Source organism: Rhizobium leguminosarum bv. viciae USDA 2370 (assembly GCF_002008365.1).
Lineage (GTDB): Bacteria > Pseudomonadota > Alphaproteobacteria > Rhizobiales > Rhizobiaceae > Rhizobium > Rhizobium leguminosarum.
Map to the genome: position 1 here is coordinate 173,167 of NZ_MRDL01000037.1, position 26,998 is coordinate 200,164.

At 59.1% G+C, this 26,998-nt stretch carries 27 protein-coding genes, 1 pseudogene and 1 riboswitch; of the genes and pseudogenes, 21 read left to right on the forward strand and 7 right to left on the reverse strand.

Annotated features, from left to right (window positions below):
• Positions 1 to 2 precede the first annotated feature (2 nt).
• Both thiO and thiC read right to left on the reverse strand, forming a co-directional pair.
• The gene (gene thiO, locus BS629_RS19875) at positions 3 to 980 is read right to left on the reverse strand and encodes a glycine oxidase ThiO (protein WP_018245350.1); all 978 of its coding nucleotides are present in this window, start codon (positions 978 to 980) and stop codon (positions 3 to 5) included.
• A complete protein-coding gene (thiC, locus tag BS629_RS19880; RefSeq protein WP_018245351.1) occupies positions 980 to 2,803 on the reverse strand; it encodes a phosphomethylpyrimidine synthase ThiC in 1,824 nt (607 codons plus the stop codon). Before thiC ends, thiO begins: the two co-directional genes overlap by 1 nt.
• 99 nt (positions 2,804 to 2,902) lie before the next feature.
• Positions 2,903 to 3,035, reverse strand: a riboswitch (TPP riboswitch).
• 617 nt (positions 3,036 to 3,652) lie between these two features.
• On the opposite strand from thiC, the gene BS629_RS19890 reads away from it, so the two are divergent.
• The 11 genes and pseudogenes from BS629_RS19890 to BS629_RS19940 form a co-directional block, all read left to right on the forward strand.
• Positions 3,653 to 4,627, forward strand: a complete 975-nt coding sequence (locus BS629_RS19890) for a CobW family GTP-binding protein (RefSeq protein ID WP_018245353.1) — start codon at positions 3,653 to 3,655, stop codon at positions 4,625 to 4,627.
• Between the two features lie 38 nt (positions 4,628 to 4,665).
• Complete coding sequence (locus BS629_RS19895; protein ID WP_018245354.1) at positions 4,666 to 5,166, forward strand: DUF1097 domain-containing protein; 501 nt, start codon at positions 4,666 to 4,668, stop codon at positions 5,164 to 5,166.
• Between the two features lie 37 nt (positions 5,167 to 5,203).
• Positions 5,204 to 5,947 (forward strand): nitrile hydratase subunit beta, encoded by a 744-nt coding sequence (gene nthB / locus BS629_RS19900; RefSeq protein ID WP_018245355.1) that lies wholly within the window; start codon positions 5,204 to 5,206, stop codon positions 5,945 to 5,947.
• Between the two features lie 43 nt (positions 5,948 to 5,990).
• Complete coding sequence (gene nthA / locus BS629_RS19905) at positions 5,991 to 6,608, forward strand: nitrile hydratase subunit alpha (protein WP_077988351.1); 618 nt, start codon at positions 5,991 to 5,993, stop codon at positions 6,606 to 6,608.
• Between the two features lie 9 nt (positions 6,609 to 6,617).
• Positions 6,618 to 6,944 carry a nitrile hydratase accessory protein gene (locus BS629_RS19910; RefSeq protein WP_018245357.1) on the forward strand — a complete coding sequence of 109 codons (327 nt, stop codon included), beginning with the start codon at positions 6,618 to 6,620 and terminating at the stop codon, positions 6,942 to 6,944.
• Positions 6,945 to 7,109: 165 nt separating this feature from the next.
• On the forward strand, positions 7,110 to 7,298 hold the full coding sequence (locus BS629_RS39865; RefSeq protein ID WP_026188663.1) for a CbtB domain-containing protein: 189 nt from the start codon (positions 7,110 to 7,112) through the stop codon (positions 7,296 to 7,298).
• Between the two features lie 13 nt (positions 7,299 to 7,311).
• Positions 7,312 to 8,037, forward strand: a complete 726-nt coding sequence (locus BS629_RS19920; RefSeq protein WP_018245359.1) for a CbtA family protein — start codon at positions 7,312 to 7,314, stop codon at positions 8,035 to 8,037.
• Position 8,038: 1 nt separating this feature from the next.
• The gene (locus BS629_RS19925; protein ID WP_032981250.1) at positions 8,039 to 8,302 is read left to right on the forward strand and encodes a hypothetical protein; all 264 of its coding nucleotides are present in this window, start codon (positions 8,039 to 8,041) and stop codon (positions 8,300 to 8,302) included.
• Between the two features lie 71 nt (positions 8,303 to 8,373).
• Positions 8,374 to 9,399, forward strand: a complete 1,026-nt coding sequence (locus BS629_RS19930) for a GlxA family transcriptional regulator (RefSeq protein ID WP_018245361.1) — start codon at positions 8,374 to 8,376, stop codon at positions 9,397 to 9,399.
• 334 nt (positions 9,400 to 9,733) lie between these two features.
• Complete coding sequence (gene rpsU / locus BS629_RS19935) at positions 9,734 to 9,973, forward strand: 30S ribosomal protein S21 (RefSeq protein ID WP_018245362.1); 240 nt, start codon at positions 9,734 to 9,736, stop codon at positions 9,971 to 9,973.
• Between the two features lie 35 nt (positions 9,974 to 10,008).
• Positions 10,009 to 10,194: pseudogene (locus BS629_RS19940) on the forward strand (AAA family ATPase); the annotation flags it as partial.
• A gap of 547 nt (positions 10,195 to 10,741) precedes the next feature.
• On the opposite strand, the gene BS629_RS19950 reads toward BS629_RS19940, so the two are convergent.
• Positions 10,742 to 11,134, reverse strand: coding sequence for a limonene-1,2-epoxide hydrolase family protein (locus BS629_RS19950; protein WP_018245365.1), 393 nt, complete (start codon positions 11,132 to 11,134; stop codon positions 10,742 to 10,744).
• Positions 11,135 to 11,246: 112 nt separating this feature from the next.
• On the opposite strand from BS629_RS19950, the gene BS629_RS19955 reads away from it, so the two are divergent.
• From BS629_RS19955 to BS629_RS19980, 6 genes are all read left to right on the forward strand, one after another.
• Entirely contained in the window at positions 11,247 to 12,161 is a 915-nt protein-coding gene (locus BS629_RS19955; RefSeq protein WP_018245366.1) for a LysR family transcriptional regulator, read from the forward strand.
• Between the two features lie 410 nt (positions 12,162 to 12,571).
• Positions 12,572 to 13,921: an NfeD family protein gene (locus BS629_RS19960; protein WP_018245367.1), complete on the forward strand. Its 1,350-nt coding sequence runs from the start codon at positions 12,572 to 12,574 to the stop codon at positions 13,919 to 13,921.
• 28 nt (positions 13,922 to 13,949) lie between these two features.
• The gene (locus BS629_RS19965) at positions 13,950 to 14,714 is read left to right on the forward strand and encodes a slipin family protein (protein WP_018245368.1); all 765 of its coding nucleotides are present in this window, start codon (positions 13,950 to 13,952) and stop codon (positions 14,712 to 14,714) included.
• A 793-nt stretch (positions 14,715 to 15,507) separates the two neighbouring features.
• Positions 15,508 to 15,774, forward strand: coding sequence for a type II toxin-antitoxin system ParD family antitoxin (locus BS629_RS19970; protein WP_018245369.1), 267 nt, complete (start codon positions 15,508 to 15,510; stop codon positions 15,772 to 15,774).
• Positions 15,771 to 16,067 (forward strand): type II toxin-antitoxin system RelE/ParE family toxin, encoded by a 297-nt coding sequence (locus tag BS629_RS19975; protein ID WP_018245370.1) that lies wholly within the window; start codon positions 15,771 to 15,773, stop codon positions 16,065 to 16,067. Before BS629_RS19970 ends, BS629_RS19975 begins: the two co-directional genes overlap by 4 nt.
• Positions 16,068 to 16,656: 589 nt before the next feature.
• Positions 16,657 to 17,232 (forward strand): dihydrofolate reductase family protein, encoded by a 576-nt coding sequence (locus BS629_RS19980; protein ID WP_018245371.1) that lies wholly within the window; start codon positions 16,657 to 16,659, stop codon positions 17,230 to 17,232.
• A 621-nt stretch (positions 17,233 to 17,853) separates the two neighbouring features.
• Here BS629_RS19980 and BS629_RS19985 read toward each other — a convergent pair.
• Complete coding sequence (locus BS629_RS19985) at positions 17,854 to 19,464, reverse strand: aldehyde dehydrogenase family protein (RefSeq protein WP_077988352.1); 1,611 nt, start codon at positions 19,462 to 19,464, stop codon at positions 17,854 to 17,856.
• Between the two features lie 84 nt (positions 19,465 to 19,548).
• Positions 19,549 to 20,061, reverse strand: coding sequence for a flavin reductase family protein (locus BS629_RS19990; RefSeq protein ID WP_077988353.1), 513 nt, complete (start codon positions 20,059 to 20,061; stop codon positions 19,549 to 19,551).
• A gap of 216 nt (positions 20,062 to 20,277) precedes the next feature.
• Between BS629_RS19990 and BS629_RS19995 the strand changes: the two genes are divergently transcribed.
• The 4 genes from BS629_RS19995 to BS629_RS20010 all read left to right on the forward strand — a co-directional run bounded on the left by BS629_RS19995 (position 20,278) and on the right by BS629_RS20010 (position 24,484).
• The gene (locus BS629_RS19995; protein WP_077988354.1) at positions 20,278 to 21,531 is read left to right on the forward strand and encodes an aspartate aminotransferase family protein; all 1,254 of its coding nucleotides are present in this window, start codon (positions 20,278 to 20,280) and stop codon (positions 21,529 to 21,531) included.
• A gap of 15 nt (positions 21,532 to 21,546) precedes the next feature.
• On the forward strand, positions 21,547 to 22,425 hold the full coding sequence (locus BS629_RS20000) for a fumarylacetoacetate hydrolase family protein (RefSeq protein ID WP_077988355.1): 879 nt from the start codon (positions 21,547 to 21,549) through the stop codon (positions 22,423 to 22,425).
• Between the two features lie 89 nt (positions 22,426 to 22,514).
• Positions 22,515 to 23,636, forward strand: coding sequence for an LLM class flavin-dependent oxidoreductase (locus tag BS629_RS20005; protein WP_077988356.1), 1,122 nt, complete (start codon positions 22,515 to 22,517; stop codon positions 23,634 to 23,636).
• Between the two features lie 35 nt (positions 23,637 to 23,671).
• Positions 23,672 to 24,484: an SDR family NAD(P)-dependent oxidoreductase gene (locus BS629_RS20010; protein ID WP_198943673.1), complete on the forward strand. Its 813-nt coding sequence runs from the start codon at positions 23,672 to 23,674 to the stop codon at positions 24,482 to 24,484.
• A 60-nt stretch (positions 24,485 to 24,544) separates the two neighbouring features.
• Here the strand turns inward: BS629_RS20010 and BS629_RS20015 are convergent, their stop codons facing one another.
• Positions 24,545 to 24,979, reverse strand: a complete 435-nt coding sequence (locus BS629_RS20015) for a 6,7-dimethyl-8-ribityllumazine synthase (RefSeq protein WP_077988358.1) — start codon at positions 24,977 to 24,979, stop codon at positions 24,545 to 24,547.
• A gap of 186 nt (positions 24,980 to 25,165) precedes the next feature.
• Complete coding sequence (locus BS629_RS20020; protein WP_077988359.1) at positions 25,166 to 26,998, reverse strand: sigma-54-dependent Fis family transcriptional regulator; 1,833 nt, start codon at positions 26,996 to 26,998, stop codon at positions 25,166 to 25,168.

Consider the following 26,998-nt stretch of genomic DNA (forward strand, 5'->3'; position numbering starts at 1 on the left):
GGTTAGCCTTTCAGACGTGAATGTCGCGCGAGGAGAATATCGGCGGCCCGCACAGCCAAGGCGGGGGCCAACAGGAAGCCATGCCGATGCATGCCGGCGATGGCGAGCCCCTCCTCTGTTTCGATTACTTGCGGAATGTTGTTGGCAAACGCCGGACGTATGCCAGTCCCGGTCTCGACAACGCGTGCCTCGCCAAACGCCGGATGCAGCGTATAGGCCGCGTTCAGGAATTCCATGAGCGAACGGGCGGTAATCGGTCCGTCATCTTCGGCCTCGATCATCGTCGCCCCGACCATGAAACGGTGATCGTCGCGGGGCACGATATAGATCGGATGGCGTGGATGCAGCATCCTGATCGGCCTGGAAAGCGTCACATCCGCAGTTTCCAGATAGAGCATTTCGCCTCGCACGCCGCGCATGCCGGAAAGTCGCGGTATCGCCGCTGGCCCGGTGCAGTCGAGCACGCCGGCAAATCGCCGGTCTTGCGGCTCGTGTCCGCCGAAATGGAAGACGACGCCACGCTCGCGGAGCCTGCCGGCTAGTCTGGCCAGTGCGCGGCGTGGATCGAGATGCGCTTCCTGCTGGAAGAAAAGAGCCTTTTCGAAGCGGCCGGCAAGTGCAGGTTCGAGGTCGGTCACACCCTTGCGATCGATCCAGACATGACCGGTCGTGCGCGCCGCAAACCGGACGAGATCCGGAAGGTCACGCGGCTGCGCCACGACCAGAGTACCGCGGCGACGAACCTCGCCGGGCACGGCCTCCTCCCACCATCCGGCCGCGCCCAGGCCCAATGTCAGGACAATCTCTTCGGCCGCCTCCCGTTCGCAATAGGGCGCGAGCATTCCCCCAGCAAAATGCGAGGCGCCAAGTCCCGCCGCGCCGGCTTTTTCGATCACCTCGACCGAAAAGCCCCGCCTGACGAGCTCATGGGCCATCGCGAGGCCGGCAACGCCGGCCCCTTTGACGAGAAAGGTAGACATTATGCGTTACCCGGAAGGTTTTCGACCGGCATGTAAAGATCGCCGCCATCGCGGTATTTGGCGGCCATGGCTTGCAACCCCTCCCTCTGCGCTTCGGCGCGGATATCGTGCGAAATCCGCATCGAGCAGAATTTCGGGCCACACATGGAGCAGAAATGCGCCACCTTATGCGCCTCCTTCGGCAGCGTTTCGTCGTGGAAGGAACGCGCGGTTTCCGGATCGAGCGAGAGGTTGAACTGGTCCTCCCATCGGAACTCGAAACGGGCGCGCGACAACGCATCGTCGCGCACCCGCGCCGCCGGATGGCCCTTGGCGAGATCGGCGGCATGTGCCGCGATCTTATAGGTGATGACGCCCACCTTGACGTCGTTGCGGTCCGGCAGGCCGAGATGTTCCTTGGGCGTCACGTAGCAGAGCATGGCGGTGCCGAACCAGCCGATCATCGCAGCCCCGATGCCGGACGTGAGGTGGTCATAGCCCGGCGCGATATCGGTGGTTAGCGGTCCGAGCGTATAAAAAGGCGCCTCGCCGCAAACCGCGAGCTGCTTGTCCATGTTTTCCTTGATCTTGTGCATCGGCACATGGCCGGGACCTTCGATCATCACCTGGCAATCCTTCGCCCAGGCGATTTTCGTTAACTCGCCGAGCGTTTCCAGTTCTGCGAACTGCGCCGCATCGTTGGCATCAGCGATCGATCCCGGGCGCAGGCCATCACCGAGCGAGAAGGAAACGTCGTAAGCGCGGCAAATGTCGCAGATCTCCTCGAAATGCTCGTAAAGAAAACTCTCCCTGTGGTGGTGCAGACACCACTTGGCCATGATCGAGCCGCCGCGGGAAACGATGCCGGTGACGCGATTGACGGTCAGCGGGATATAGGCGAGCCGCACGCCGGCATGGATGGTGAAATAGTCGACGCCCTGCTCGGCCTGTTCGATCAGCGTATCGCGATAAACCTCCCAGGTGAGGTCCTCGGCAATGCCGTTCACCTTTTCGAGTGCCTGGTAGAGCGGCACGGTACCGATCGGCACCGGCGAATTGCGGATGATCCATTCGCGGATATTGTGGATGTTTCGGCCGGTCGACAGGTCCATGACCGTGTCGGCACCCCAGCGGATCGCCCAGACCATCTTTTCCACTTCTTCCGCCATGGACGAGGTGACAGCCGAATTGCCGATATTGGCATTGATCTTCACCAGGAAGTTCCGGCCGATGATCATCGGTTCGGATTCTGGATGGTTGATATTGGCGGGAATGATCGCTCGGCCTTCCGCGACTTCCCGACGGACGAAATCCGGTGTCACGAAATCCGGGATATGGGCCCCAAAACTTTCGCCGTCGCGGATGAGAGCTTCCTTGGCCGCCTGTCGGCCGAGGTTTTCGCGAATGGCGATGAATTCCATTTCCGGCGTGACGATGCCGGCCCGCGCATAAGCGAGCTGGGTAACGGCCCTCCCCGCCTTCGCCTTGAAAGGCTGGCTGCGAACGGGGAATTCCGGCGTCAGCCTGTCGCCTGAAACAAAGCCGTTATCCTCCGGCCTGAGGATGCGGCCCCCGTAGGATTCAACATCACCGCGAGCAAGAACCCAGCTTTCGCGCAGGCGTGGCAGGCCTGCATCGATGCGGATTTCGGCACCTTCTGCGGTGTAGGGACCGGAAGAATCGTAGACAGTGACTGGCGGTTCGCCAGAGGTCGGGTGCAGTGCGATCTGACGCATCGGTACGCGGATATCCGGATGAATGGTGCCTGCTTTCAGGACTTTCGCGGAGGCGGGAAGCGGACCTGTGGTGACGACCGGAGTGAGTTTGGTGGCTGCAATATTCATGGTTCGAGGCTCCAAGTTTTGACGTTTGGAGACCCAGTTCCAGTGTTGGAATGATGAAAAAACGCCGTGGATTCCGAAGGACGGATACCCGCCCTCGCTGCCGCAGCGCCCGCACCGTCCCTACGCCAGTATGAACTGGATCAGGTTCAACGGGTCACTGCGCCTCGGGCGGCCAAAGCCGATCCGACCAGCAGTATCTCAGCCCCTTGGCGGGACCCCCCTGGTGAATAGGGCTAAGCTATTGTGAGAAATGCCGCTCCGTCAAGCCCTTAGGGCACCATTCAGAACCCATATCCCGACCGCTTGAGTTCTGTTCATCGCGCCGCTGGGCTGACTGGCTTCATGGAGTTTAGCGAATGTGGCATGCTCAGCGCCGGCCCAATTCCCCGCCAGAACCTCCAGGAACGCAAAGCAGTCGCCAACGGCTCGGTGCCCATCCGCTGTCACCCGACCACCCCTAGCGGCACCACTTTCGCCGGCGACAATAGAATGCCCTCGAAAAGCCAACTTGCGCATGGCGTCCCTCGCCAAAGCTGCGCAAACCAGACTGTTTTTCATGCCCATCCTGTCAATGATCGGGAAAGGGGCAATAAGATCAATAATTAGACGGTATGATCAGTTTTTAATCAAAAATCAAAAAGCTCATCATTTTGGCAGAATCTGCGGTTTATTTGGCCGAATATGAAACATCAGGTCTCTTGCCTCGTGACGGTATTGCAAGTGTAATTCTCCTCGTCTGATCGGCGCTTCCGGCGTAATCAGACCAGCAAACAGCAGCGGAGCCGCCTTTTCAGCCCGGTCATTTGGCCGAGACGGCGGAGGCGTGCTCGGACGGCAAGGGGATGAGGCATGGCAAAGCTTGCGACGACAATTCTGACCGGGTTTCTCGGGACCGGCAAGACCACGCTTCTCAATCACCTGCTCACCTCAATCGAAAACGAGAGCGTAGCGGTGATCGTCAACGAATATGGGGAGGTCGGCATCGATGGAAAGCTCGTGGTGCCGACGGCGGACGAGGTCATCGAGCTGAACAATGGCTGCATCTGCTGCACTGTCAGGGGCGATCTCATCGCCGCGATCGGCGAACTGCTGCGCTCCGGACGGCCAATCGACCGCATCATCATCGAGACTTCGGGTCTTGCCGATCCGGCGCCGGTTATCCAGTCCTTCCTGCTCGACGAAACGCTCGCCAGGCGGCTGCAGCTTGATGCGATCGTGACCGTCGTCGATGCCCGCCATATGAAGCAACAGCTCTCTCAGGACGAGGCGAGGGAGCAGATCAGCTTTGCCGACGTGCTGCTGCTCAACAAGATCGACCTGGAGAGCGCCGAGGACCTTGCCGCCACCGAGCAGCAATTGCGCGGGATCAATCCGCTTGCCCGGATCATCCGGACGAGGGATTGCAAGGTCGAGCTCTCCGCGGTGCTCGACGTCGGCGCCTTCGACCTCAAGAACATCCTGTCTATCGACCCCGATATTCTCAAGGACCATGAACACGAGCACGACCAGAGCATCGGTTGCGTGGCGATCCAGGACTTCGGCCCGCTCGATCCAGCGGCGCTGAACGTCTGGCTCAATCGCCTGGCTCAGGAGATCGGCACGGACCTCTTCCGCATGAAGGGCGTGCTGAATCTCCACGGCGAGCAGCGCCGCTATGTCTTTCACGGCGTGCACATGACGCTTGAAGGACGCCCCGGAAAGGCCTGGGGGCCATCGGAAAAGCGGCTCAACGAAATCGTCTTCATCGGCAGGAACCTCGACGACGCGATGCTTCGAGACGGCTTCATGAGCTGCCTCAGCCAGCAGCGCGCGCTGGCATCCTGATGCGCATCCGCCCAACCCCTCAACAAGGAGACAGACCCATGCCCCCGCTCGTTGCCGCAATGATCAGCCTCGGTGTGCTCGGCGCCATCGACACCTATATCACCGCGACGATATTTCCCGTTCCCGTGTGGGTCACCTTCATCGCCTGGGCGTCGTTCTTCGCCTGCGGCGGCGGAAACCAGGGGCTGGTCAAATCGATCGTTTCCAACTGGACCGGCATCGGCATCGCCTCGATCACGCTGCTGATCATCCAGTATGGCCCGGCCCACCCGATCTTTGCGGCGATCCTGGTCGGCGCCGGCACCTCAGCAATGATCCTGGCCTCGGCCATCCCGATCTTGAACTTTCCGCCGGCGATCGTCTTCGGCTTCGCCTCTCTCGTCGGCACCAGCGCGGCGACGGACACGACGATCGTCACCTCAGGTCTCAATCATCCGACCCTCGTCGCCATGGCCGCGATGCTGCTCGGCGGCGTCTTCGGCCTGCTCTCGGAAATCGGAACCCAGCTTCTGGCCGGCAAGAAATCTGCGACCGCCTGAGCGTCATCGTCACCATTCACCATAAAGGAACGATCCCATGAAACTTCAGCATTATCTTGGCGGCCTTGAGGGGCTGGGGCCCGTGAGCACCGAAACGCGCGTTTTCGTCGAAGTCTGGGAAACCAGGATCTTCGGCATCCATACGGCGATGATGGCGCTGTCGCCGCAGCTTCCGCTTCCCGAGACGCCATCGACGTTCAAGACCATCTGGACCTGGGCGGACCTCAGGAAAGGGGCGGAGTCCCTCAATCCGTTCGATTATTTCAGGTTTCGCTATTACGAGAAGTGGCTCGGCGGAATATCGGGATACTTCATCGACAACGGCTATATCACCGCAGAAGAGCTCGATGCGCTGACGGAGGAATATTACAACGAGCCGTCGAAGCCGCTGCACGAGGCCGGCGATGAGGCGATCGACCGGCGCGTCGTGCAATATCTAGTCGAAGGCGACAGCCCCAAGCGCGACGTCGGCGTGACCTTCGAATTCAAGGTCGGCGATACGGTGGCGATCCGCGATGTGCCGACCGTCGAGCATACGAGGCTGCCCGGTTTCCTCCGCAACAAGTTCGGAACGATCGAGACCGTCTATGACGGGGCTTACACCTATCTCTGCGACACCGGCCCCGACGGCGTCGGCGCGGCGATGCCGGTCTACTGCGTTCGCTTCGAACCGAGGGACCTCTGGCCCGATAATGCCGAGAAGAATTTCAGCCTCTATGCCGATCTCTACGCCCACTATGTCGAGGCACCGGAAGCCGGCGAAGCCTCCAAGGCCGCCTGAGACGCACACCAGTCGCCGCCATTCCAGTCAAGGAGCCACAACAATGATGGACCGTTTTCACTATCGCCAGGACCGGGAAGCCTACAGCGCCGCCCGCGTCAAAGCCCTGGAAGCCCTGCTGATCAAAAAGGGCGTGATCACCGACAAAACCGTCGATACAGTCCTCGATTTCTTCGAGACAAAGATGGGGCCGTTCAACGGCGCCAAGATCGTCGCGCGCGCCTGGGTCGACCCGGCGTTCAAGGACAGGCTCGTCGCCGACACGCCGAAGGCCATCGCCGAACTTCAGTTGCCCGAGGGCATGGCGGGTGCCGAGGGCGAACACATGCGCGCGGTGGCCAACGCCCCCCATGTCCATAACCTCATCATCTGCACGCTTTGCTCCTGCTATCCGTGGCCGGTGCTCGGCCTGCCGCCCTACTGGTACAAGGACCCGACCTTCCGCAGCCGTGCCGCCCGCGAGCCGCGCGCCGTGCTGACGGAGTTCGGGCTGGCGGTTCCCGATGCGGTCGAGATCAAGGTCTGGGATTCCAGCGCCCAGATCCGCTGGTTCGTCGTGCCGGTACGCCCGGCCGGCACGGACGGGCTTTCCGAAGCGGAACTCGAGGCCCTGGTCACGCCCGAAGCGATGATGGGTGTCGCCGTCGCCAGGGCAGCGTGAGGAGGGGACATGCTGACGCAATTCGAGCATTTCGCCGTCACCGAGATGATGGGCAGCACCGACAACCCGCCGCGGGCGAACGGCTCGCTCTGCTTCGGCAGCGAGTGGGAGCGAAAGGCCTTCGGCATGGCGCTTGCGCTCGCCAAGGACGGCTTCTTCGAATGGGACGACTTCCGCGACGAGCTGATCAGCACGATCAGCGCCTGGGAAGCGGCCCATCCAGTCGATCGATCCTCCTGGAATTATTATGACCAGTTCCTGGCCGCCCTCGAAAAGGCCGTGGCGAAATCCGGCGTCATCGACGCAGACGAGATCAAGGCCGCCTTCGCGGCCTGATCACCATAGAGCGCCGCGCGTCCCGCAGGACGCGCCAAGGACGTTCTATCACTTTGAATTGGCGCATGATCCTTTCCGAAATCGATTCCGATTTTCGGGGTTATGCGCTGGCCCTTCAGTCAACATGTTATCGGCGCCAAAGGCGCCATGTCGAAAGGTTTTCCGATGTCCACGCCCTATATCGTCTCATCCTCGGCACCTGTTGCCACCGCTTCCGCCACGAGGATGCTTCAGTCGGCGATTGCCGCCTGCCTTGGCCTCATGATCGTCGGCTTTGTCGGCTTCTCGCATATCGAAATCGTCCACAATGCTGCGCATGACACGCGCCACGCCAACGCGTTTCCGTGCCACTGAGAGGAGAATGACAATGTCGCTGTTTCGCTCGATCGTCTTCACCGCGGTGCTCGTCGGCAGTATCGTCGGAACCGCTGTCACGGCCGTCCAGTTCTTCTGCACGAGCCAGCTCATCGCCAAGGCTGAAGTCTACGAGAAAGCGGGTGAGGCACTGCCGGCGGCAGGCGCCGCAGCCGCTATTCCCGCCGGGCACGATCATGCGGCGATGGCCACTCATGACCATGAAGAGGGAGGTTGGGAGCCGGCCGACGGCGTCGAGCGGACGGCCTTCACGCTGGCCGCCAATATTCTCACTGCCATCGGCTATGCGCTGGCGCTGACCGGGCTGATCTCGATGCGCGGCAAGGCCCTCGGCTGGCGCGAAGGGCTGATGTGGGGACTGGCGGGCTTTGCCTGCGTGATGATCGCGCCGATGCTGGGATTGCCGCCCGAACTGCCGGGCACGCCATCCGCGCCGCTTGTCGACCGGCAGGTCTGGTGGATAGCGACGGCGGCCGCGACGGCTTGCGGCCTTGCCCTGATCGCCTTTCATAGGAAGCCATGGACGGCGGTCGCCGCCATCGTGCTGATCGCGGCCCCGCATGTGATCGGTGCGCCAGCCGCGCCAGAGGGCCGGCATGCGCTGGCTCCGGAGGCGCTCGAACATCAGTTTATCGCCGCCGCAGCCATGACCAGCCTCGTCTTCTGGGCGCTGCTCGGATCGCTGACGGGCACGTTCTTCCGGCGTTTCGAGGCATAGGGTGGAAGAGTTGCACCTGACATGGCGCGAGGATATCGACGCGCTGCAGTTTGACGCCGGCAACGGCGGCCACTGTTTCGTCCACCGGCTTGCGCTGCGGACATTGCTCGGCGCCAGGCCTTCGCCGGACGAATGCCTCGCCTTCGCCAGGCGTAACGCCCCCGCCTTGCTCAGTGCCGCCCGGCAGAGGATCGAGGCCGGCGAGGCACCGGCACAGCGGAATTTTCATCTCGACAGCCGGCAGATCCGCCGCAGCCTTTCGTAAGCTGGCAGGCTAATTGCATGGATTGAACATGCGGGCGTTTCCGGATCCGCATCGCAACAGGGGTCAAGGCAATGCGCGTTGTTATTCTTTCCCCGCCCGGGGTCCAGTCTCTGGATATCGTCGGTCCCGCCGAAGTCTTCTGGGAAGCCGCCCGAAGGCTTGGCGACACGGATGCATACGACATACAGATCATGTCGACAGGAGCGGCGTCCGTCAACGGAACGGGCAAACTCCGGTTCCTCGCCGACCGGACGATCTTCGACCCGGACGAGCCGATCGACACGCTGCTTGTCGCTGGCGATCCGTCGTTCCAGACGATCGATCCCGAGGTTATCGCGTGGCTGCAGCGGCGGGTGCCGACGGTCCGGCGCTTCGGGTCGATCTGTACCGGCGTGTTCCTGCTGGCGGCTGCGGGGCTGCTCGACGGAAAAAAGGTAACGACGCATTGGGAATGTGCCGGCAAGTTCGCCAGAGACTTTCCGGCGATCGATCTCGATCCCGATGCGATCTATATTCGCGACGGTGCACTCATAACGGCTGCGGGCGTCACATCGGGCATCGATCTGGCGCTCTCGCTGGTCGAAGAGGATCACGGGCGCGACGTCGCGATGATCGTTGCCCGCTACATGGTGATGTTCATGAAGCGTCCGGGCGGACAATCGCAGTTCAGCGCCCATCTCGTCGGCCAGATGTCGGAAACGACGCTGATCCAGAAGGCGCAGGAATATGTGCTGGCAAACCTCGACGCTCCGCTCGCCGTCGATGATCTGGCTCAGAAGATCGGCATGAGCAAACGCAATTTCGCCCGGGTGTTCCGCCGCGAGCTCGGCATGACGCCGGCGGATTTCGTCACGGCGGCGCGAACCGACGCTGCCCGCCGTCTGTTGGAAGATACCGCCCAGCCGCTGCAGAAGATCGCCGCCATGTGCGGCTTTAGCGACGTCAATGCGATGCGCCGCGCCTTTGCGCGAACGATTGGAGTGAGCCCTAACCACTATCGTGGCCGCTTTCAACGTTCCGCGCCTGCCGGTATCGAACGATCCAAGTATATGGTTTATGAGACCCGCCAGCCGCGCCGACAGGAGCTGCGATTGTAATGGACGTTCATGCCCTGATCCCCGAAAACTGAAGGGGGACTCTCAGGTCAGAGGAAAATCCCGGCGGATTCGGTTGTGATCTTGCATCCGAAACTTACGCAACGAGACCAATCACCGTTGGCGTTTCTCATGCGCAGCGGCCTGACAAAACCCAGCTCTTGAGAGGATATGAACTTCTGACCCGCCAATCGCGGGCAGAGCTTACTCTAGCCATTTGCGACCGTGCTCTTGAAAGCGGTTGCGACAGAGAATCTAGACAAACTGTCTTCCAAGTCTTGATCATCAATGTGCATAGATCTAATGAGGCGCGCGTCAGTGACCTTGGGAGTTTAGAATGCAAGTTATGGTACGTGACAATAACGTTGAGCAAGCGCTCCGTTTTTTGAAAAAGAAGTTGCAGCGCGAGGGCGTTTTCCGGGAGGCCAGACTTCGGGAGCGTTTTGAAAAACCCTCCGAAAAACGTGCTCGTGAAAAAGCCGAAGGTATCAGGCGTGTCCGCAAGCTGGCTCGCAAAAAACTTGAGCGGGAAAGCGGTATCTCGGCCCCCAAGAAGGCGAGAGCTTTCGCTCGCTAGCAGGGATCGGGCGACGAATTTTTCTTCTGTCGACGATGATCGTCGGGCCTCGCCGGGCGGGCAAAACCACGCTCGTGCGAAAGATGGATGAGGAGAGCCGCCGCTACATCACGCTGGACGACCAGACGGCCCTCGCCGCTGCGCAGTCCGATCCCGCCGGATTCGTCCGCGGTCTTGACCGGGTGATCATCGACGAAATCCAGCGCGCGCCCGAGCTGTTGCGTAACCGCTGTTCCGGCCCGACGTTGCCCTCGCCGTCCTAATCTGTGATCTTCTTTCCATGGACGAGCGATGGAAGTTTCTCCATGGAGACTACATCGGAGCTTCTCACAACCAGGAAGTCTGGACGTGAGCTTCAACGTAAGCGGCATCGGTTTAACGGCGCTGCGTAGCGTCGCATCTACAGCCGGGCTGTTTCTTGCGTAGAGCGCGAAAGTCCTTTGTGAGGTCTTTTTCCCGAAGGATCGCGGCGAACATCTCGGGCTGATAGTCAATGATCAGCAGAGCCACCTGGTCGTGATTCCAAACGGCGTTTTGCGGAGACGCCTTCTGTGATTTGGAAACGCCCTTCGCGGCCGAAGTCGCTGCTGCCAGTTGCGGCAGGCCGCTAACGGCGACTCCAGCGGCCATCAGCGTTAGCACATCACGGCGAGCTATATCGGAGGGGTCATTCGTGTTGTCCTAGCGATGCGCGAGGGCGCACGGCTGCGCCCCGGGGCTGGAGAGGCCCGGCGGAGGGTGATGTGTTTATGGACTTGGCTCTGCTGCTTAGTGTTTGATCTGCGACAGCTGCCGGTCGAAATCACCTGCGTCGAAATAATCGCGCCACACGGTAATCTTCCCGTCAACCACCGTGATGGTCCCCATGACGGGGAGCGTAATGGTACCACCACTCTGGTGACGAAAGATGTCAACACGTTCGTTCAGGACGACGTTGCCGTCTGCCGCGATCGCTTTCACCTGCCAATCCAAGGTGAATGCGGTACCGATGCCGAACTCCTTGTGGAACTTCGCGACGGCGTCAGCGCCGACGATATTAGGGAGCGGGACGTTGTCGTAGACAACGTCGGAAGCGAGCATTGCCAAGGCCTCGTCGACGCGATTGGCATTCCAGTGGCCGAAAAACGTCTTGGCGATCTCAATTGGTGTAGAGTCTGGCATTGATGTCTCCATTGCTATCGGCGCTGCTGTTCATTTCGAATAAGCATCAAGAGGTCGCTTGAGAAGCCGATGAAACTCGATATGTTTTATCGGACTTTCCGATGGGGCTGTTATGAAAGACGTTTCGCTTGAGCGCCTAAGGGCATTTGTCGCCGTAGCGGAGCAGGGAGGCCTTTCAGCGGCCGGACGCTTCCTCGGCAAGGCGCAGTCGGCGGTCAGCGAGGCCGTCATAGCCACGGAGTCCCAACTTGGTTATGCCCTATTCCGGAAGAATGGTAGGCGCACCGAACTGACTGAACATGGCAGGGCATTGTTGCCGGACGCTAAGGCTGCGCTCGATGCAGCCGATGCGTTCAGAGCCAAGGCGGCGAACTTTCAGGGTCACATAGAAGCGGAACTTGCGTTCGCGGTGGATGTGATGCTGCCAACATCGAGACTGACAGCCGTCATAGACAGGTTCAGGCGGGAATTTCCCCATACCACTCTCTCGGTATATTCGGAGTCGCTCGGATCGACGTTGCAAACCGTCTGGGACAGCCAGGCTTCGTTTGCGGTCATTGGCACCTTGCCCGACGCGCCCTCTGAATTCGTGACGACACCGCTTTGCGACATACCCATGTGTCTCGTCGTCGGAAGTAGCCATCCTCTCTCAATGGAACGAGAGCCGATCACGCATTCGGCGTTAACTCAGCACAACCAGCTTATAATATCAGACAAGACTTCTCGATCAACTGGGCGATCTTTCGGGGTGTTTTCGCAGAAGGTCTGGCGGGTGGCCGACCTGGGCTCGAAACAGGAATTCCTGCGTGCTGGCCTCGGGTGGGGGTTGATGCCAGTCCATCTCGTCGAAGAGGATTTGAAAACAGGACGCCTCCGGAGACCTCGGACCGAAGTTGAGAATTCACCGGATGGGTGGAAGCCAATACCCCTGTCAATTGCTTTTAAGCGATCACGGCCGCCCGGGCAGGGTGGGAGGTGGATGATCGACAATCTCATAAGCGAGTTGGCTTTACCTATAACTGATTGACAAAACGCGGAAGCCCGAAGAACGAAATGGGAGATTGCCCTGTCACCTGCCAAATAGGCCGGCGCGACGGAGGCCGGGCCACCAAGGTCATGGCTGAGGATATAGAAGCGTTCAACACCTTCGGCGTCCATCGGTTCAATCATGTCCTGCGCGATCGTGCTCGGCTCTAACCGCCGAGCGGCTTTTCGCTATCGGCGAACCCTCGGAGGTCCGAGACCTGCTCTGTCGCAGCGCTCGAACTGATCACATGCGGATGGGATTGTGCTGCGGGGGACGCTTGCAATGTTTCTAGCCGCGCTTGACTGGCGCAGAGAAAAGACTTGTCTCTTACCGTTTCGCAGTTCTGCCATATATTTCAGAATATGAGAGTCCGGCGGACGATTGTGTGGCGTTTGGAGCTTTGGCGGTGGATGCCGTCAATCCTTGCTTTGCTGCTGACGTTGTTCTCGGCTTTGGGCCTGGCGACGCCCGCATCTGAAGCTGAGCGTGTCGCCATAGTCCTGAAGATGAACGGGGCGATTGGCCCGGCGACGGCCGACTATGTAAGACGCGGCCTTCAACGGGCCAATGAACGTGGCGCCAGCCTGGTTGTCCTGCAGATCGACACGCCCGGCGGTCTCGACACGTCGATGCGCGACATCATTCGTGCGATCCTTGCCTCCTCGATACCGGTCGCGAGTTTCGTTGCACCCAGCGGAGCACGAGCCGCCAGCGCCGGCACCTATATTCTTTACGCAAGCCATATCGCGGCAATGGCACCAGGCACCAATCTGGGTGCGGCGACGCCGATCGCACTTGGCGGCCGACCATCCGATGGTGACCGAAACGACAGCCCTGATACGACCGGCAAGCAGCGGCAAGTGCCGCGCGATGCCGGCGAGGCGAAGGCGATCAACGATGCGGTGGCCTATATCCGCGGTCTTGCGGAACTGCGCAATCGCAACGCCGACTGGGCGGAGCGCGCCGTGCGCGAGGCCGCGAGCCTTTCCTCCGCCGCAGCTCTGCGTGAGAAGGTCATAGATTTCGTGGCGGCCGATATAAACGATCTCCTCGCACAGGCGCAGGGCCGGGTCGTGCGGGTCGGTCAAACGGATGTCCGGCTCGAAACATCGGGTCTCATCGTCCAGGAACTTGAACCAGACTGGCGAACCCGCCTGCTTTCGGTGATCACCGATCCGAACATCGCGCTGATCTTGATGATGGTCGGTATCTACGGCCTGATCTTTGAGTTTCTGACGCCCGGGACGCTGGTGCCGGGAACGATCGGCGGCATCTGCCTGCTGCTTGGTCTCTATGCTTTGGCCTTGCTGCCGGTGAGTTTTGCGGGCCTCGGGCTGATTATTCTCGGCGTGGGTCTGACGGTGGCCGAGGCGCATTCGCCGTCCTTCGGCGCACTCGGCGTCGGCGGCGGCATCGCACTGGTGCTCGGCGCTACCATCTTGTTTGACACGGACATACCCGGGCTTAAGGTTTCCTCGTCGGTGCTTGGCGCAATCGCCGTCGCCTGCCTCGCTCTTAGCCTTGTCATTGCCCGTCTCGCCTTCATCTCGCGCTGGCACGATGTCGTCACCGGCGGCGAGCAGATGATCGGAATTTCAGGCAAGGTCGACAGCTGGACGGGCATCTCGGGCTTCGTCATCGCTCATGGCGAACGCTGGAAGGCCATTTCAACTGAGCCGCTTGCCGCCGGCGACCGTGTGAAAGTGACCGGCCGGGATGGGTTGACGCTCGAAGTGGTCCGCAGTTCGCAGGAGGCCTGACGGCCTTCAGAATGCAGGAGGAAAAGTCATGGGCATGTTTGCAGATCTCGCCTTCTATCTTGTGATCATCTTTATTCTGCTCGTCGTCGTCGCATCTGCGATCAAGATCCTGCGCGAATACGAACGCGGCGTGGTTTTCACGCTTGGCCGTTTCACCGGTGTCAAGGGGCCCGGCTTGATCCTGCTCGTCCCCTATGTCCAACAGATGATGCGGGTCGACCTGCGCACGCGGGTGCTCGACGTGCCCGGCCAGGATGTCATTTCGCATGACAATGTTTCGGTCCGCGTCAGCGCGGTGATCTATTTCAGGGTCGTCGATCCCGAGAGGTCGACGATCCAGGTCGAGGACTTCATGATGGCGACGAGCCAGCTCGCCCAGACCACACTGCGCTCGGTGCTCGGCAAACATGACCTCGACGAGATGCTGGCAGAACGCGACAAGCTCAACATCGACATTCAGGAAATCCTCGACGCCCAGACGGATGCCTGGGGCATCAAGGTCGCCAATGTGGAGATCAAACATGTCGACATCAACGAATCGATGATCCGCGCAATTGCCCGTCAGGCGGAAGCCGAGCGCGAGCGGCGCGCCAAGATCATCAATGCCGAAGGCGAACAGCAGGCTGCAGCCAAACTGCTTGAAGCAGCCGAAATCCTCGCCAGGCAACCCGAGGCCATGCAACTTCGTTATTTGAGTACATTGAACGTCATCGCCGGCGAAAAGACCTCGACGATCATATTTCCTTTTCCGATGGAGTTCGGCAATTTGATGCCGCCCAAACCGGACCGATGAGGACGCCTGCGTTGTTTTTGCCGATGGAGCGATGGTCCTGCGGTCAAGGTGCTTCAGCCAGATTGCTGAGTTAGCAATGGCCGGCGCGGACAGCAGGAGGGAGAGAGAGAGAGAGAGAGAGAGAGAGAGAGAGAGAGAGAGAGAGAGAGAGAGAGAGAGAGAGAGAGAGAGAGAGAGAGAGAGAGAGAGAGAGAGAGAGAGAGAGAGAGAGAGAGAGAGAGAGAGAGAGAGAGAGAGAGAGAGAGAGAGAGAGAGAGAGAGAGAGAGAGAGAGAGAGAGAGAGAGAGAGAGAGAGAGAGAGAGAGAGAGAGAGAGAGAGAGAGAGAGAGAGAGAGAGAGAGAGAGAGAGAGAGAGAGAGAGAGAGAGAGAGAGAGAGAGAGAGAGAGAGAGAGAGAGAGAGAGAGAGAGAGAGAGAGAGAGAGAGAGAGAGAGAGAGAGAGAGAGAGAGAGAGAGAGAGAGAGAGAGAGAGAGAGAGAGAGAGAGAGAGAGAGAGAGAGAGAGAGAGAGAGAGAGAGAGAGAGAGAGAGAGAGAGAGAGAGAGAGAGAGAGAGAGAGAGAGAGAGAGAGAGAGAGAGAGAGAGAGAGAGAGAGAGAGAGAGAGAGAGAGAGAGAGAGAGAGAGAGAGAGAGAGAGAGAGAGAGAGAGAGAGAGAGAGAGAGAGAGAGAGAGAGAGAGAGAGAGAGAGAGAGAGAGAGAGAGAGAGAGAGAGAGAGAGAGAGAGAGAACGATCACGCTTGATAATAGTTGATAAACGACATATCTTGTCTCCATCAAAACCGATGGAGAGCAGAATGATTAGTGCCGATCTGGGAAAGCAGCTCGAAACCTATATCCAGCAGCTTGTCGACACAGGTCGCTATGGCTCGAAAAGCGAAGTCCTCCGCGAAGGTGTTCGACTGGTTCAGGACCGGGAGACCCGGCTTGCCGCACTGGATGCTTCCATCACGCGCGGCATTGCCGATGCCGAGGCGGGCCGGACTAAGCCAGCGAGCGATGTCTTCGACCGGCTCGAGGCAAAGTACAGTGTGATGGCTGATCAGGCCGAAAAATCGGCATGATCCTTGAATTTTCCGACGAGGCGGAGAACGATCTTGAGCAGATTGCCGATTACATCGCATGGGACAATCCACGCCGCGCCCTTTCATTCGTCCGGGAGCTCCGCAGCAATTGCGAAGACCTCGTCGACAGCCCCAACGGTTTCGCCCTCGTTCCCCGCTACGAGCACCATGGTATCCGCCGACGCGTTCATGGCAACTATCTGATCTTCTACCGCGTCGAGAACGCGAAGGTGATCATCGTCCATATCCTGCACGGCGCCACGGACTATGGCGCAATCCTGTTCGGCGAATAATTTAATGGGTAGATCCGGGGCGACCTCGCGCACTAAAGCCGAGCTAAGCGGCTACCCTCGTCTCAGTGTCATCGCGCGGATCAGCCATTCCACAGTCATGCAGTTGATGAGATAGGAACCGGCCCACCTGCACTTTTGAAGGTTTCATGGGTACGACGCCGACGCATATCGCTGGCAAATCGACGCGCCGGCCGATTATGGACCGAAGAAGACGCTCTACAGCCGGTACTTGCGATGGGCCAAAGGCGTGGGGGGACACCGCTGCGGTTCTTTTAACTGTTCGCATCACCTCGCAGGACCATCCGCTGATCTCGGACGAAGGTGCGCCCTATGTCGGATTACCTCTTCGACGATCCGACCCTAGCAGCGACCGGCTTCCCGGTCGCAAACGGCGAAGTCGATGGCCCCGTCCGCTCCGCCGCTCTTAGCCTCGACCCGCAGCATCCGGATCAACGCCGTAAGCCCGAAATGGCCGAGGAGTTCGGACGCATCAAAAGGCCGCGACGAGTTATTCGTTGCTCCAGATGTAGATTTGACCGACACTCATACGTCTTGAAGGCGTAACCTCAACCGGTCACGGAGAACGCACATGACCAAGGTCGCTTTCAATATCAGCATGTCGCTCGACGGCTTTATTACCGCAGGAAGCCAGACCAGGGAGGAACCGCTCGGCAAGAACGGCGAATTTCTTCACGGATGGTTCTTCAACGGCGGTGCAGAGGGCGATGCATATGTGCAGCGCCTCACCAGCAATGTTGGCGCCGTGATCTGCGGGCGCAAATGCTATGACGACTCGATCCCATACTGGGACGAGAACGGGCCGACGGGGCCGTTAAAGCTGCCGCTTTTCGTCGTCACCCACCGGCCTTTACTCGCCTCGCACAGCACTGGAATCTATCACGCGGCTGGTTCAATTCCCGACGCGGTGAAGCAGGCGAAGTCGGCGGCCGGAGGCAAGGATGTGAGCCTCATGGGTGGAGCCGACGTCTTTCGCCAAGCACTGGCCGGCGGGGTTGTCGACGAAATCGAGTTGCATATCGTGCCGGTGCTCTTTGGTGCTGGGACTCGGCTGTTCGACACGATACCCAATCAGATCACGCTTGAGCCGACCAGCATGCTTGACACGCCGCTCGCTCGGCATATCGCCTATCGCATTGTGAAGTAAGCGAACGCTACCAGCCATGTCTGATTACTAAAGCATTTGAAACAAGCAAGGTCGTCGGTACAAGTCCCACGCCTTGAAGGGAATCGAACCGTCGATCCCTTGTTTAAGTGCTGCTGGCATAAAGGGTATTTATGGAACTTTGCTGTCGTCTTAAGCGCAACCATACTGCATTTCGTTGTGGGCGGGTTTGCCCCCATTTGGGCGCTCCATGCCCTGGCATTAGGCCCAGGCACTCCACACTCGCTCGGCAGCAGCTATGGAAGTCAGAAGAGTTCCACCCCTATAGAAAAGAAAGGCCGAGAACTGCTTATTTGAATCAAGAATCAAAGCGAGTATCCTTATTTCGTTGCGCTGAGCCGTGGGGCGAATCGCCAATGAGACAACCGACCCAAGGCTAGGCTGCCCTCTCGACGTGAATCAATGCCGATTCATTCAGCGCAAACGACCCTACCATTTGAACGAGGTCGTCTACGTGTTCCGCAAGCCGGCGGGTCGCCCTGCCTCCTCGGCCATTGCGGCGTTCAGCTGGGTCACTCTTTCCATGGTGCTTACGGCGTCGTTTATCTCGTCGAGGCTCTTTGCTCAGCTCAGATCGGCACTTGCCTTGGCATCAGCTGCAGATCAGATGACCAGGTAGCTGAGCTCAGCAGGAACCTTGCGAGCCTGCTGGCGCGCAAATTGTGCGATATACCACTTTCCAAGCGCATGTTTTCCGGTGGAGCCGCTCGCTTTCCAGCCGCCGAACGTCTGTGGCCCGGGCCACCAGCCCGTAGTCGCATGCCCCGCGATGTTGACGTTGACGCAGCCCGCCTCAATCTCAGCAAGGAAGTTTTTCGCCTCGTCAGGAGATGCCGTGTAGAGGCCTGCTGTCAGACCCATGTCACTGGCATTCGCGACCTCCAGCGCCTCCTCGAAAGAGGCTACCTTGCAGATCGCAAGAAAGGGGGCGAAATGCTCCCTGATAGCCAGTTCGTGAGCTGCGGAAAGCCCGGAAACCACGGCGGGCTTCACGAAGTAACCCTTGGGATCGAACGTTTCGCCTCCCGAAACGACAAAACCTTCGGTCTTTGCTTGCGCGACGATGGCATTGAAGCGGGCAAAGGCCTCCTTGTCGATCAAGGCACCCGAATAGGATCCATCGATCTCGGGAGCGCCCACGGCAATCGCCGATGCTTTTTCGACGACCCGCTCGACAAGGCGGTCATGTGCGCCGGGGGTCACGAGTACGCGCGAAAGTGCGCTGCACTTTTGTCCCGACAGATCGAAGGCCGAGAAAACGATCCCCGCGGCGGCCGCTTCAAGGTCAGCGTCATCGGTGACGATGACTGGATTCTTACCGCCCATTTCTGCGATAACCGGACGGGGATAGGCTCCGGAATTCATATAGTTGATGATTGCCATGCCCACGCGCACAGATCCGGTGAAGGACACACCGTCGACGCCACCGGCGACCAGTGCTTTGCCCGGTTTGTCCTCTCCATGCACGATATTGACGAGCCCGACCGGAAGATCCATGGCCTTGCACATTTCATAGACAGCATGGCCCGACCAGGGTCCAAGATGTGACGTCTTGATCACCACGCCATTGCCTGCGATCAAAGCGGCGATAGCGGCACTGGCGGCCTGAACGATCGGATAGTTGAACGGAGAGATGACACCAAAAACGCCATAGGGGCGCAGTATAGAGACGCTGGAGCAGCCGCTGGGATCGGGAAAGCGTTCATCTTCAAAAGCACCAGGCGCAGAAGCGTACCGGATATAGGATCGAAGAAGCTCTAGCACCTCACCGCCTTCTGCAAGTGCTGCACCGCGCGGCTTTGCGGTTTCGAGCGCGACGCGCACCGCCCATTCACTGGTCCGCGCTTGAACGAAAGGGATCGCCTTGGCGACGTGCTCCAGTCGATCGGCGAGGCTCAGCGCAGCCCAGCCGCGTTGGGCTCTCTTTGCATCTGCGACCGCCTTTTCGACGAGATCCGTCGGCGCATCGTGGCATCCGCTCACAGTCCAGGCCGTGTCGCTGGGATTTTCTCGCAGCAGCAGCTCGCCCTCGAAATAGTCCGCGCCGCTGACCACATGCGGCATGATGGCCGGCGGCTGAGTGCGGCGCGCCTCGATCGCTGCCGCGAACTCGGCATGCTCTAAGGCTGCTTTAGAGGTCATTGTATACTCCGTAATTTTCGGGATGTCTTGAAAAAGGTGACGATTGCCGCCCCCACACTGGCCATCCAGCATGCGCCGGACGTGCCGCTTCTGTCTCAATCTGAAACGCGCGCGAACGGATTTTGGCGCTGATGCCGATTGTGGCTTTAGCTACGCTCACGAGACCGGGCAGAACGAACGGTTCAGCCAGACTATTGATGATTGGGCGGAAGTTTCATCCTCCAGGGAAACACCGTCGACCGCACCTATAAGGATGGAATGACTAAAGCCGTCGACGACCTCGACGAGATTGCAGGCTAAGGCAACGGGCGCGCCAGCAAGCAGGGGAACGTCATTACGGCTTTGATACCAAGTGCCCTTTGAAAAGCGATCAATACCTTTCTGGGCAAAGATTTTTGCGATCTCCTTCTGCCACTTCCCGACGATATTCATACCGAAGCGTCCCTCGGAAACGATGGCATCATAGGCCGAGGCAGTCTTGTTGACGCAAACGATGACCGATGGGTGATCGGCTGAAAGGCTGCAGAGTGCCGAGGCAGTCAGGCCTTTGCGCCTTTCTCCCGCTCCGGTCGTTATGATGGCGATTGGGCCAGGGATGCGCGCCATTGCTTCGATGAAGATTTCCCGGCTTGTGGGCGCTTCCCGCTGGCGTTCTGCTGTATTGTTCATCACCGTAAAACCTGTCGATGTGGGACTGGCTGCAATATGGCCACCATGCCGGGTCGTGGACTGTACCAGTATGGAACACCAGTCTGGTGCTGCCAAAGAGCGCCTTCGTTGATGCCGCGCTGTATCAAACCGACACAGTTTGAAGTGCTTTTACGGTGACATCCTTGCCGCCCATCGCGGTCGTACTAACCGGACAGGCAAAGGCTGAAACTCCAAATGACTATCACCTTCAATATGCAAGCCCCTTGGGCAGATGATCCGCAGGCGAAATTCGGTCCGCGCGGCTTTCCCCTGCTTCCCGGCGGCTTCGGGCGTTCGACCTATTTCACCGGCGCAACGCCTACCTATGCGGTCAAGGGCAGCGGCTGCACGCTGACCGACAATCATGGCCGTGAACTGATCGATGCGAACAACAATTTCACCACGTTGATCCATGGCGTGGCTCATCCAGAAATCACCGAGGCCGCCGTCCAGGCGATCTCTACCGGCAATTGCTGGGGCATACCCAATGCCTACGAGTGGGCTCATGCAGAAGCGCTGTTGTCGCGCTTTCCGGATCTGGATCAGGTGCGCTATTCGAACTCGGGTAGCGAGGCGGTGATGACCGCGATCCGCCTGGCGCGCGCCGCAACCGGGCGCGGTGCTGTGCTGATGACACGTGCGGGCTATCACGGGTCTTCGGATATCGCATTGAGCACTGGCAACGAGAAGGAACGCCGCGGGATCCCTAAGGGCGTGACCAACGACGTTTTTCTGGTCGATTTGAACGACACGGAGGGACTGAAACAGACCGTCGAGGAAAATCCTACGGGCTTCGCGGCGATCGTTATCGACCTTTTGCCCAATCGTGCGGGTCTGACTGCCTTGACCAAGGATTATGTCGAAACTGCCCGGGCGCTGGCCAGCCGCCACGGCATCGTTTTGATCGTCGATGAGGTGATCAGTCTTCGCCTTCACCACGGCGGCTACATCGGCACCTATGGAGTGAAGCCCGATCTTCTGACGACCGGCAAGCTCATCGGGGGAGGTTTCCCCGTCGGAGCTATGGTGGGGATCGAGCCGCTGATGCGCCTTCTTGATCCCACGAGGTCGGAGTCGATCCCTCAGGCAGGCACCTTCTCGGGAAACCCGGTCAGTATGGCGGCCGGCACGGTGGCGCTGTGCCTTTTGACGCCCGACGTCATCGCTCGCATGAACCGCCAAGGTGCGGAGGCGCGCGACGCGATCGGCACGCGTATCGCAACTGTCGGCTGGCACGTCCGCGGCGACGGATCGCTTCTGCGTCCGTTCCCCGACAACGGCTCCTATGACATCACCACTCAGCGCAAGTTGTGGTGGGCCGCATATGAACGCGGTGTGCTGCTGTCGCCGGCAAATCTGGCCTCGCTCAGCTCTGCCATGTCGGACGCGGTTGTCGCCGATATCGCCGAGCGTCTCGCCGACGCCGTGGTCTCTGTCGCGACGGTTTGAAGAGGATACCTCTCCATGAAATATGTCAGCTATCACCACGACACCATCCTACTCGGAGGGATTCTCGTCGGCGATGAGGTCTCCGACCTCAACCAGCTTCTTGCCGCCGCGGGCGAGACAGAGGTTGCGGGGCTTCGCTGCTTTCTGGAGCGCTCGGGAAGCGAACTGCCGGCGATTTCAGCCAAACTTTCCAAAGTGATCGAAAGTGCCGCTATCGCCCCCGTTGGCAAACTCGATGCCGTTCGCCTCGGGCCTGTTATCCCCGATCCGCAAAAGGTTCTGTGCATTGGTCTGAACTATGCCGACCATGTCGCGGAAACCGGGCGAAAGTTGCCGGAGTATCCCGACATCTTCGCCAAATTCGCCTCGACCCTGATCGGGCCGAAGGACGACATCCGCTGCTCTGATATGACCGATAATCTCGATTTCGAAGGCGAGCTTGCGCTTGTGATTGGCCGCAGCGCCACGAAGGTGAACGAAGAGGATGCGCTGGACCACGTCGCGGGCCTGATGGTCCTAAACGACATCACGGCGCGTGATCTGCAATATCGCGGAACGCAATGGCTTGCGGGCAAGGCTTTGGATGGGTCCACCCCCTGCGGTCCGGCTCTTGTGACCCTGGATGAGATCGAGGATGTCTATGCACTTGACATCTGCACCCGCGTCAACGGCGTAACGCTTCAATCCTCGAACACGCGCTATCAGATTTTCAATCTCGCAAGGCTCGTGTCCTACATCTCGGGTTTCCTGACCCTGAACTCCGGCGACATAATCACCACGGGCACGCCCGAAGGGATAGGAGCCAAGCACACCCCTCCACTCTGGCTCAACTCCGGCGATGTCGTCGAGGTCGAGGTTGCAGGCGTAGGACTACTGCGCAACACTGTCCGCTGACCCCCCAAAATCCAGAAACCGCCTGCGCCGCAAACGATCTCTGTCTTGCTGTGCCGGCTCTAACTTTTGAGAACATTTAGGAGAATACCATGGATATCGGCCTGTTCCTTGTTCCTTTTCGGGCGCCGCAAACCGACCTGCACAAGGGGTTCGAATGGGATATGCAGTGCATTCGCTGGGCGGATGAGTTCGGTCTTTCGGAGGTCTGGGTCGCTGAACACAGCACTATGCGCTGGGAGCCCGTCGCCAGCCCCGAACTCTACCTTGCTGCAGCAGCCGTCCAGACCAAACGCATCCGTCTGGGAACAGGAGCGAATATTCCTGGAAACCACAATCCGATGGCCCTGGCGCATCGTTTGATGCAGCTTGACGTCATGACCGGCGGGCGTCTGATGATCGGTATCGGCGCCGGCGGATATCCGACCGACCACAAGATCCACGGCAACGACAACCCCAAGGAGCGCATGACTGAGGCGCTTGAGATCATGCATCTCATTTGGGATAAAAAGGGTCCGCTCAAGTATCAGGGCAAGTTCTGGAGCTTCGAAATCCCGGACTATGATCCGGTTCAGCAGGGGCCCTTCATGGAATTCGTGCAGAAACCGTACCCCCCCTTCGCCATGGCCGGGTTGAGCCCAAATTCGAAAACCCTTAGCGAGGCAGGTCAATTGGGCGCCATTCCGCTGAGCTTCAATGTCGGCCGGGAGTATCTTGGCGGGCACTGGTATTGCTATGCAGAAGCAGCCGAGAAAGCTGGCAGGATTCCCGATCGCAACCAGTGGCGCGTTGCCCACAACATTCTCGTGGCCGATACAGATGAAGAGGCCATCGATCTCGCAGTAAATGGCGCGATGGGGCAGGCGTATCGCGAATGGATGCTGCCCGGCTATGAACGCGGCGGCTTCATTCCGGTCATGGTGCCCGAACTCGGTGTAACCAAGGCCGAGAATGTTCCAATCGAGTATCTTGCTCGTGAGAAATGGCTGGTAGGCTCGCCTGAGACGGTGGTCAAGAAGCTTCAGCGCGACCTTGATGCTTCGGGCGGCTTTGGAACGGTGATCACCTTCACCTTCGATTACCTTGACCAACCCGAGCGGTATCGCCGTCACTTCGAACTTCTGGGAACTGAGGTACTTCCGCGTATCCGCGATATCAAACACAAAACCGAGCCGTTCGCCGAAATGCCGCGCCCTGAAGGGTTCAAGGGCTGAGAGGCATCAAAAATGATTTGCACCCTTGCCACAGGGTGCAAATCTCAGTCGAGAACTGCTGCCGGACCGGCAGCGACGGACCTAAAAGGGGAGCCACTATGAAACGAGTTAATGACAAGGTCACCATCATCACCGGCGGCGCCCGTGGGCAAGGCGAGGCTCATGCCCGTCTTTTCGCGCAAGAGGGGGCACGCGTTCTGATAACGGATGTGCTGGATGAAGCAGGCGAAGCTGTCGCAGAGGAACTGCGCGACAAGGGGTATGACGTTCACTACAAGCACCTGAACGTCGCCTCGGAAGAGGAATGGGTCGAAGTGCTCGCCGAGGCCGAGCGTCGCTGGGGCCGGGTCGATATCCTGCTCAACAATGCCGGGATCGTGGGTTCGATGAAGGCTGCTGACCAGGAAGCTTTGCGTGACTGGCAAAAGCTCACCGAGATCAATCAGCAGGGCGTGTTTCTGGGGATCAAGCATGTTGCCCCGGCGATGAAACGGTCCGGCGGCGGCGCCATTGTAAACACCTGCTCGATCAACGGCATCGTAGGTGGCGCAGGTTCCTTCTCTTATCAGGCATCAAAAGGCGCAGTGCTGATGATGACGCGTGCGGCCGCCTTGGAATATGTCAAAGACAATATCCGTGTGAACGCAATCTCGCCCGGCCTTGTCATGACCGCTATGGCGGAGGAAGAGGGGGAGGAATCCAATCGCGCCTTCGCGGCCGCTACACCAATGGGCCGTGGCGCGCGTTCCGAGGAAATCAGCAAATGCGTGCTATTTCTTGCAAGCGACGAAGCGAGCTATGTAACGGGAGCAAATCTGCTTGCAGACGGCGGCTATACGGCCCAGTAAATACCGGCTCGTTGTCCGATTGGAAAAGCGCCCAGGGTCAAACCTTGGGCGCTTTGTTTTTCAGCGCAGGGCTTCGGATCGGGTGCGCGTGATCAAAAGAGCGGCGTCAGCCGCCTCCGCCCCCTTCGTGAAGAAATGTTCATAGAAAACGGCCTCATGATGCGAGCCCTCATGAAAGTGGTGGGGTGTGAGAGAAACCGACAAGATGGGAACACCGGTTTCGAGCCCTGCCCTCATCAATCCGTCTACCACGGCCTGCGCAACAAATTCATGCCGGTAGATTCCGCCATCGACGACAAGTGCCGCAGCGACGACCGCGTCATATTTCCCCGTTTTTGCGAGATCGCGCGCCATGAGCGGCATTTCAAAGGCGCCGGGCACATCAAAGACTTCCACCTCTTCGGCGGAGACACGGCTCAGAAAGCCCTCAAGCGATCGGTTGACGATCTTGCTGTGCCAATTCGCCTTTACATAGGCAAAGTGTCGAGTCTGCATATCATCCGTCCCAACTGAATCTAACTGTGCGAAGATGCCGCGACGAACTTAGCCACAACCCGAAGGAAGGCTATAAGCGCGAGCGCTGCAAGGGTCTGGATAGCAGGAGTTTAGCAACGTCGACTGTGCCAGCATGAACCACCCTCGCTTCGATAGCATGCGTCAAGCGGAGGCAGGGAACAGACGTCAGACGTCAAATCCGCGAACGGTGTAGGAATCAATTTTTCTGTAGAGAGTCGAGCGCCCGATCCTCAAAAGCTTTGCCGCCTTTGCGCGGTTACCGTCAGCCTCCAGGATTGCCTCACGGATCAACTTCAGTTCCGCTTGCTGAAGCCTGCTCAGCCTATTTCGCATCAGACTTTTCTTATGAAACTCACTCAGGTCTTTCACATCGATCCTGTTGCCGCTGGCATTGCTGACGGCGGTGCGAATGATGTCGCGCAGTTGCCCGACATTGCCGGGGAGTTCCGAACTGGAAAGCAGATCAAGCAGCTTCGCTGTAGCGGAACCGGCAGGATTGCATTCTTGAATGAACAGATTGACCAAACCCGGAATATCGTCTCGTCGGACGTTCAACGCGGGCATCTTGACCTCGACGCATTCCAGATGATTTAGGAGCGGCATCATGTCGTCAGTAATGGAGGCAGAGGTCAGCGCCAATACTGCCCCAGCCTGACGGGGCCAGAGTGTCTGCAGGGCCGTCAATGCCTCGGGATGGGCCCGGTCGACATGGCAGAAGACATGGCAAACCCGAGCGGGCGGCGTGGCAAGAGCGGCATAGACCTGCTGGAGGTCATCATCGCGAACGCCGGTGAATGAACGTATATCCTCCCTCCGCGCCAAGATGTCAGCATACGCCTTGGCCGCTTCTATTTTACCTACCCCCGCCTCGCCGATGATGTGGACGCACAGCTTATGGGCAGCTGCGGTAACAAGCTGTTGCAAAGCCAGCCGAAATTGGAGGTTCTTGCCATGAAGCCGGGGGAAGGTTGCGTCGCCGGTGGGGCATGCGGCCATCAGATTTGTCGTCGGCTCACGACCTTCGCGGATGCGAATGGTCGTTCCCCTGACAGCGTCACCGAAAAAAACCGGCCTGATCTGAAGCTGAAGCAATTTCCCCGACGAGCAACGAAACCTATGTTCGGCGGGCTGGCAGAAATGCTCGGTCTCTTTTGAGTAAGCCGAAAGAACGGCATAGTCTGCTTCGCTCAAAATGCGTTTAGCCTCCTTGCTGGCGATGGTCATATCGCCACCGATGGCCACAACCGCATCTGTTCCACGCTTGCGTGTTTCGCGAAGATACTCGGTCAACAACGCCTGTTCCGGCAGAGCGGCATTGGCTAGGATCTGTTGCGTGATCTCAGCGGCCGCACTTTGAACGGTCATAAGGATCGAGCGCGAATCCACCGTAAGCGCAATGCTTTCAGGCAGAGTTAGACTGATAACGCCGCGGATGTTGCGACGGATAGGGTCCCTGATCGGGACGGAGGTGCAATAGATGCCGGAGAGCGATTCGTGGAAGTGTTCGGGTCCCCAAACCTGGACGGCGGCTCCTTCTTCAATCGCGGTTCCCTCGGAATTGGTGCCGACAACGTCCTCAGACATGGATCCGCCTGACACCGGAAACAGCCTGTCAGCCCAAGACATCACCTCACGCGAGCCAGCCGTCCGCCAGATGGTGCCGGCAGCATCGGTGAGGCACACTAAGCCACCGACATCCTCGCACAATTGCTGAAGTCGTGTCACGACAGGGTCTGCGATCTGCAGAAAAGCTTGATCAGGCGCCGGTTCGATGACTCTGCAGCGCAGTTGACTGTCCGGGCGGACATCGCAAAGGATGCTGCGCCGCCAGGACCGAGCGATAACCGGGCGAAGGTAGGAGAGATCTACTTTCTCAGGATCTGAACAGAATCTCTCCCGGAGAGCGACGATGGCCTTGCGGTTAGTCAAGGCAATCATTCCGCTGTTTGATGCGGAATGGCTGATAGCAGCCTCGCGTAAAGTCCCTTCAAAGTTCAT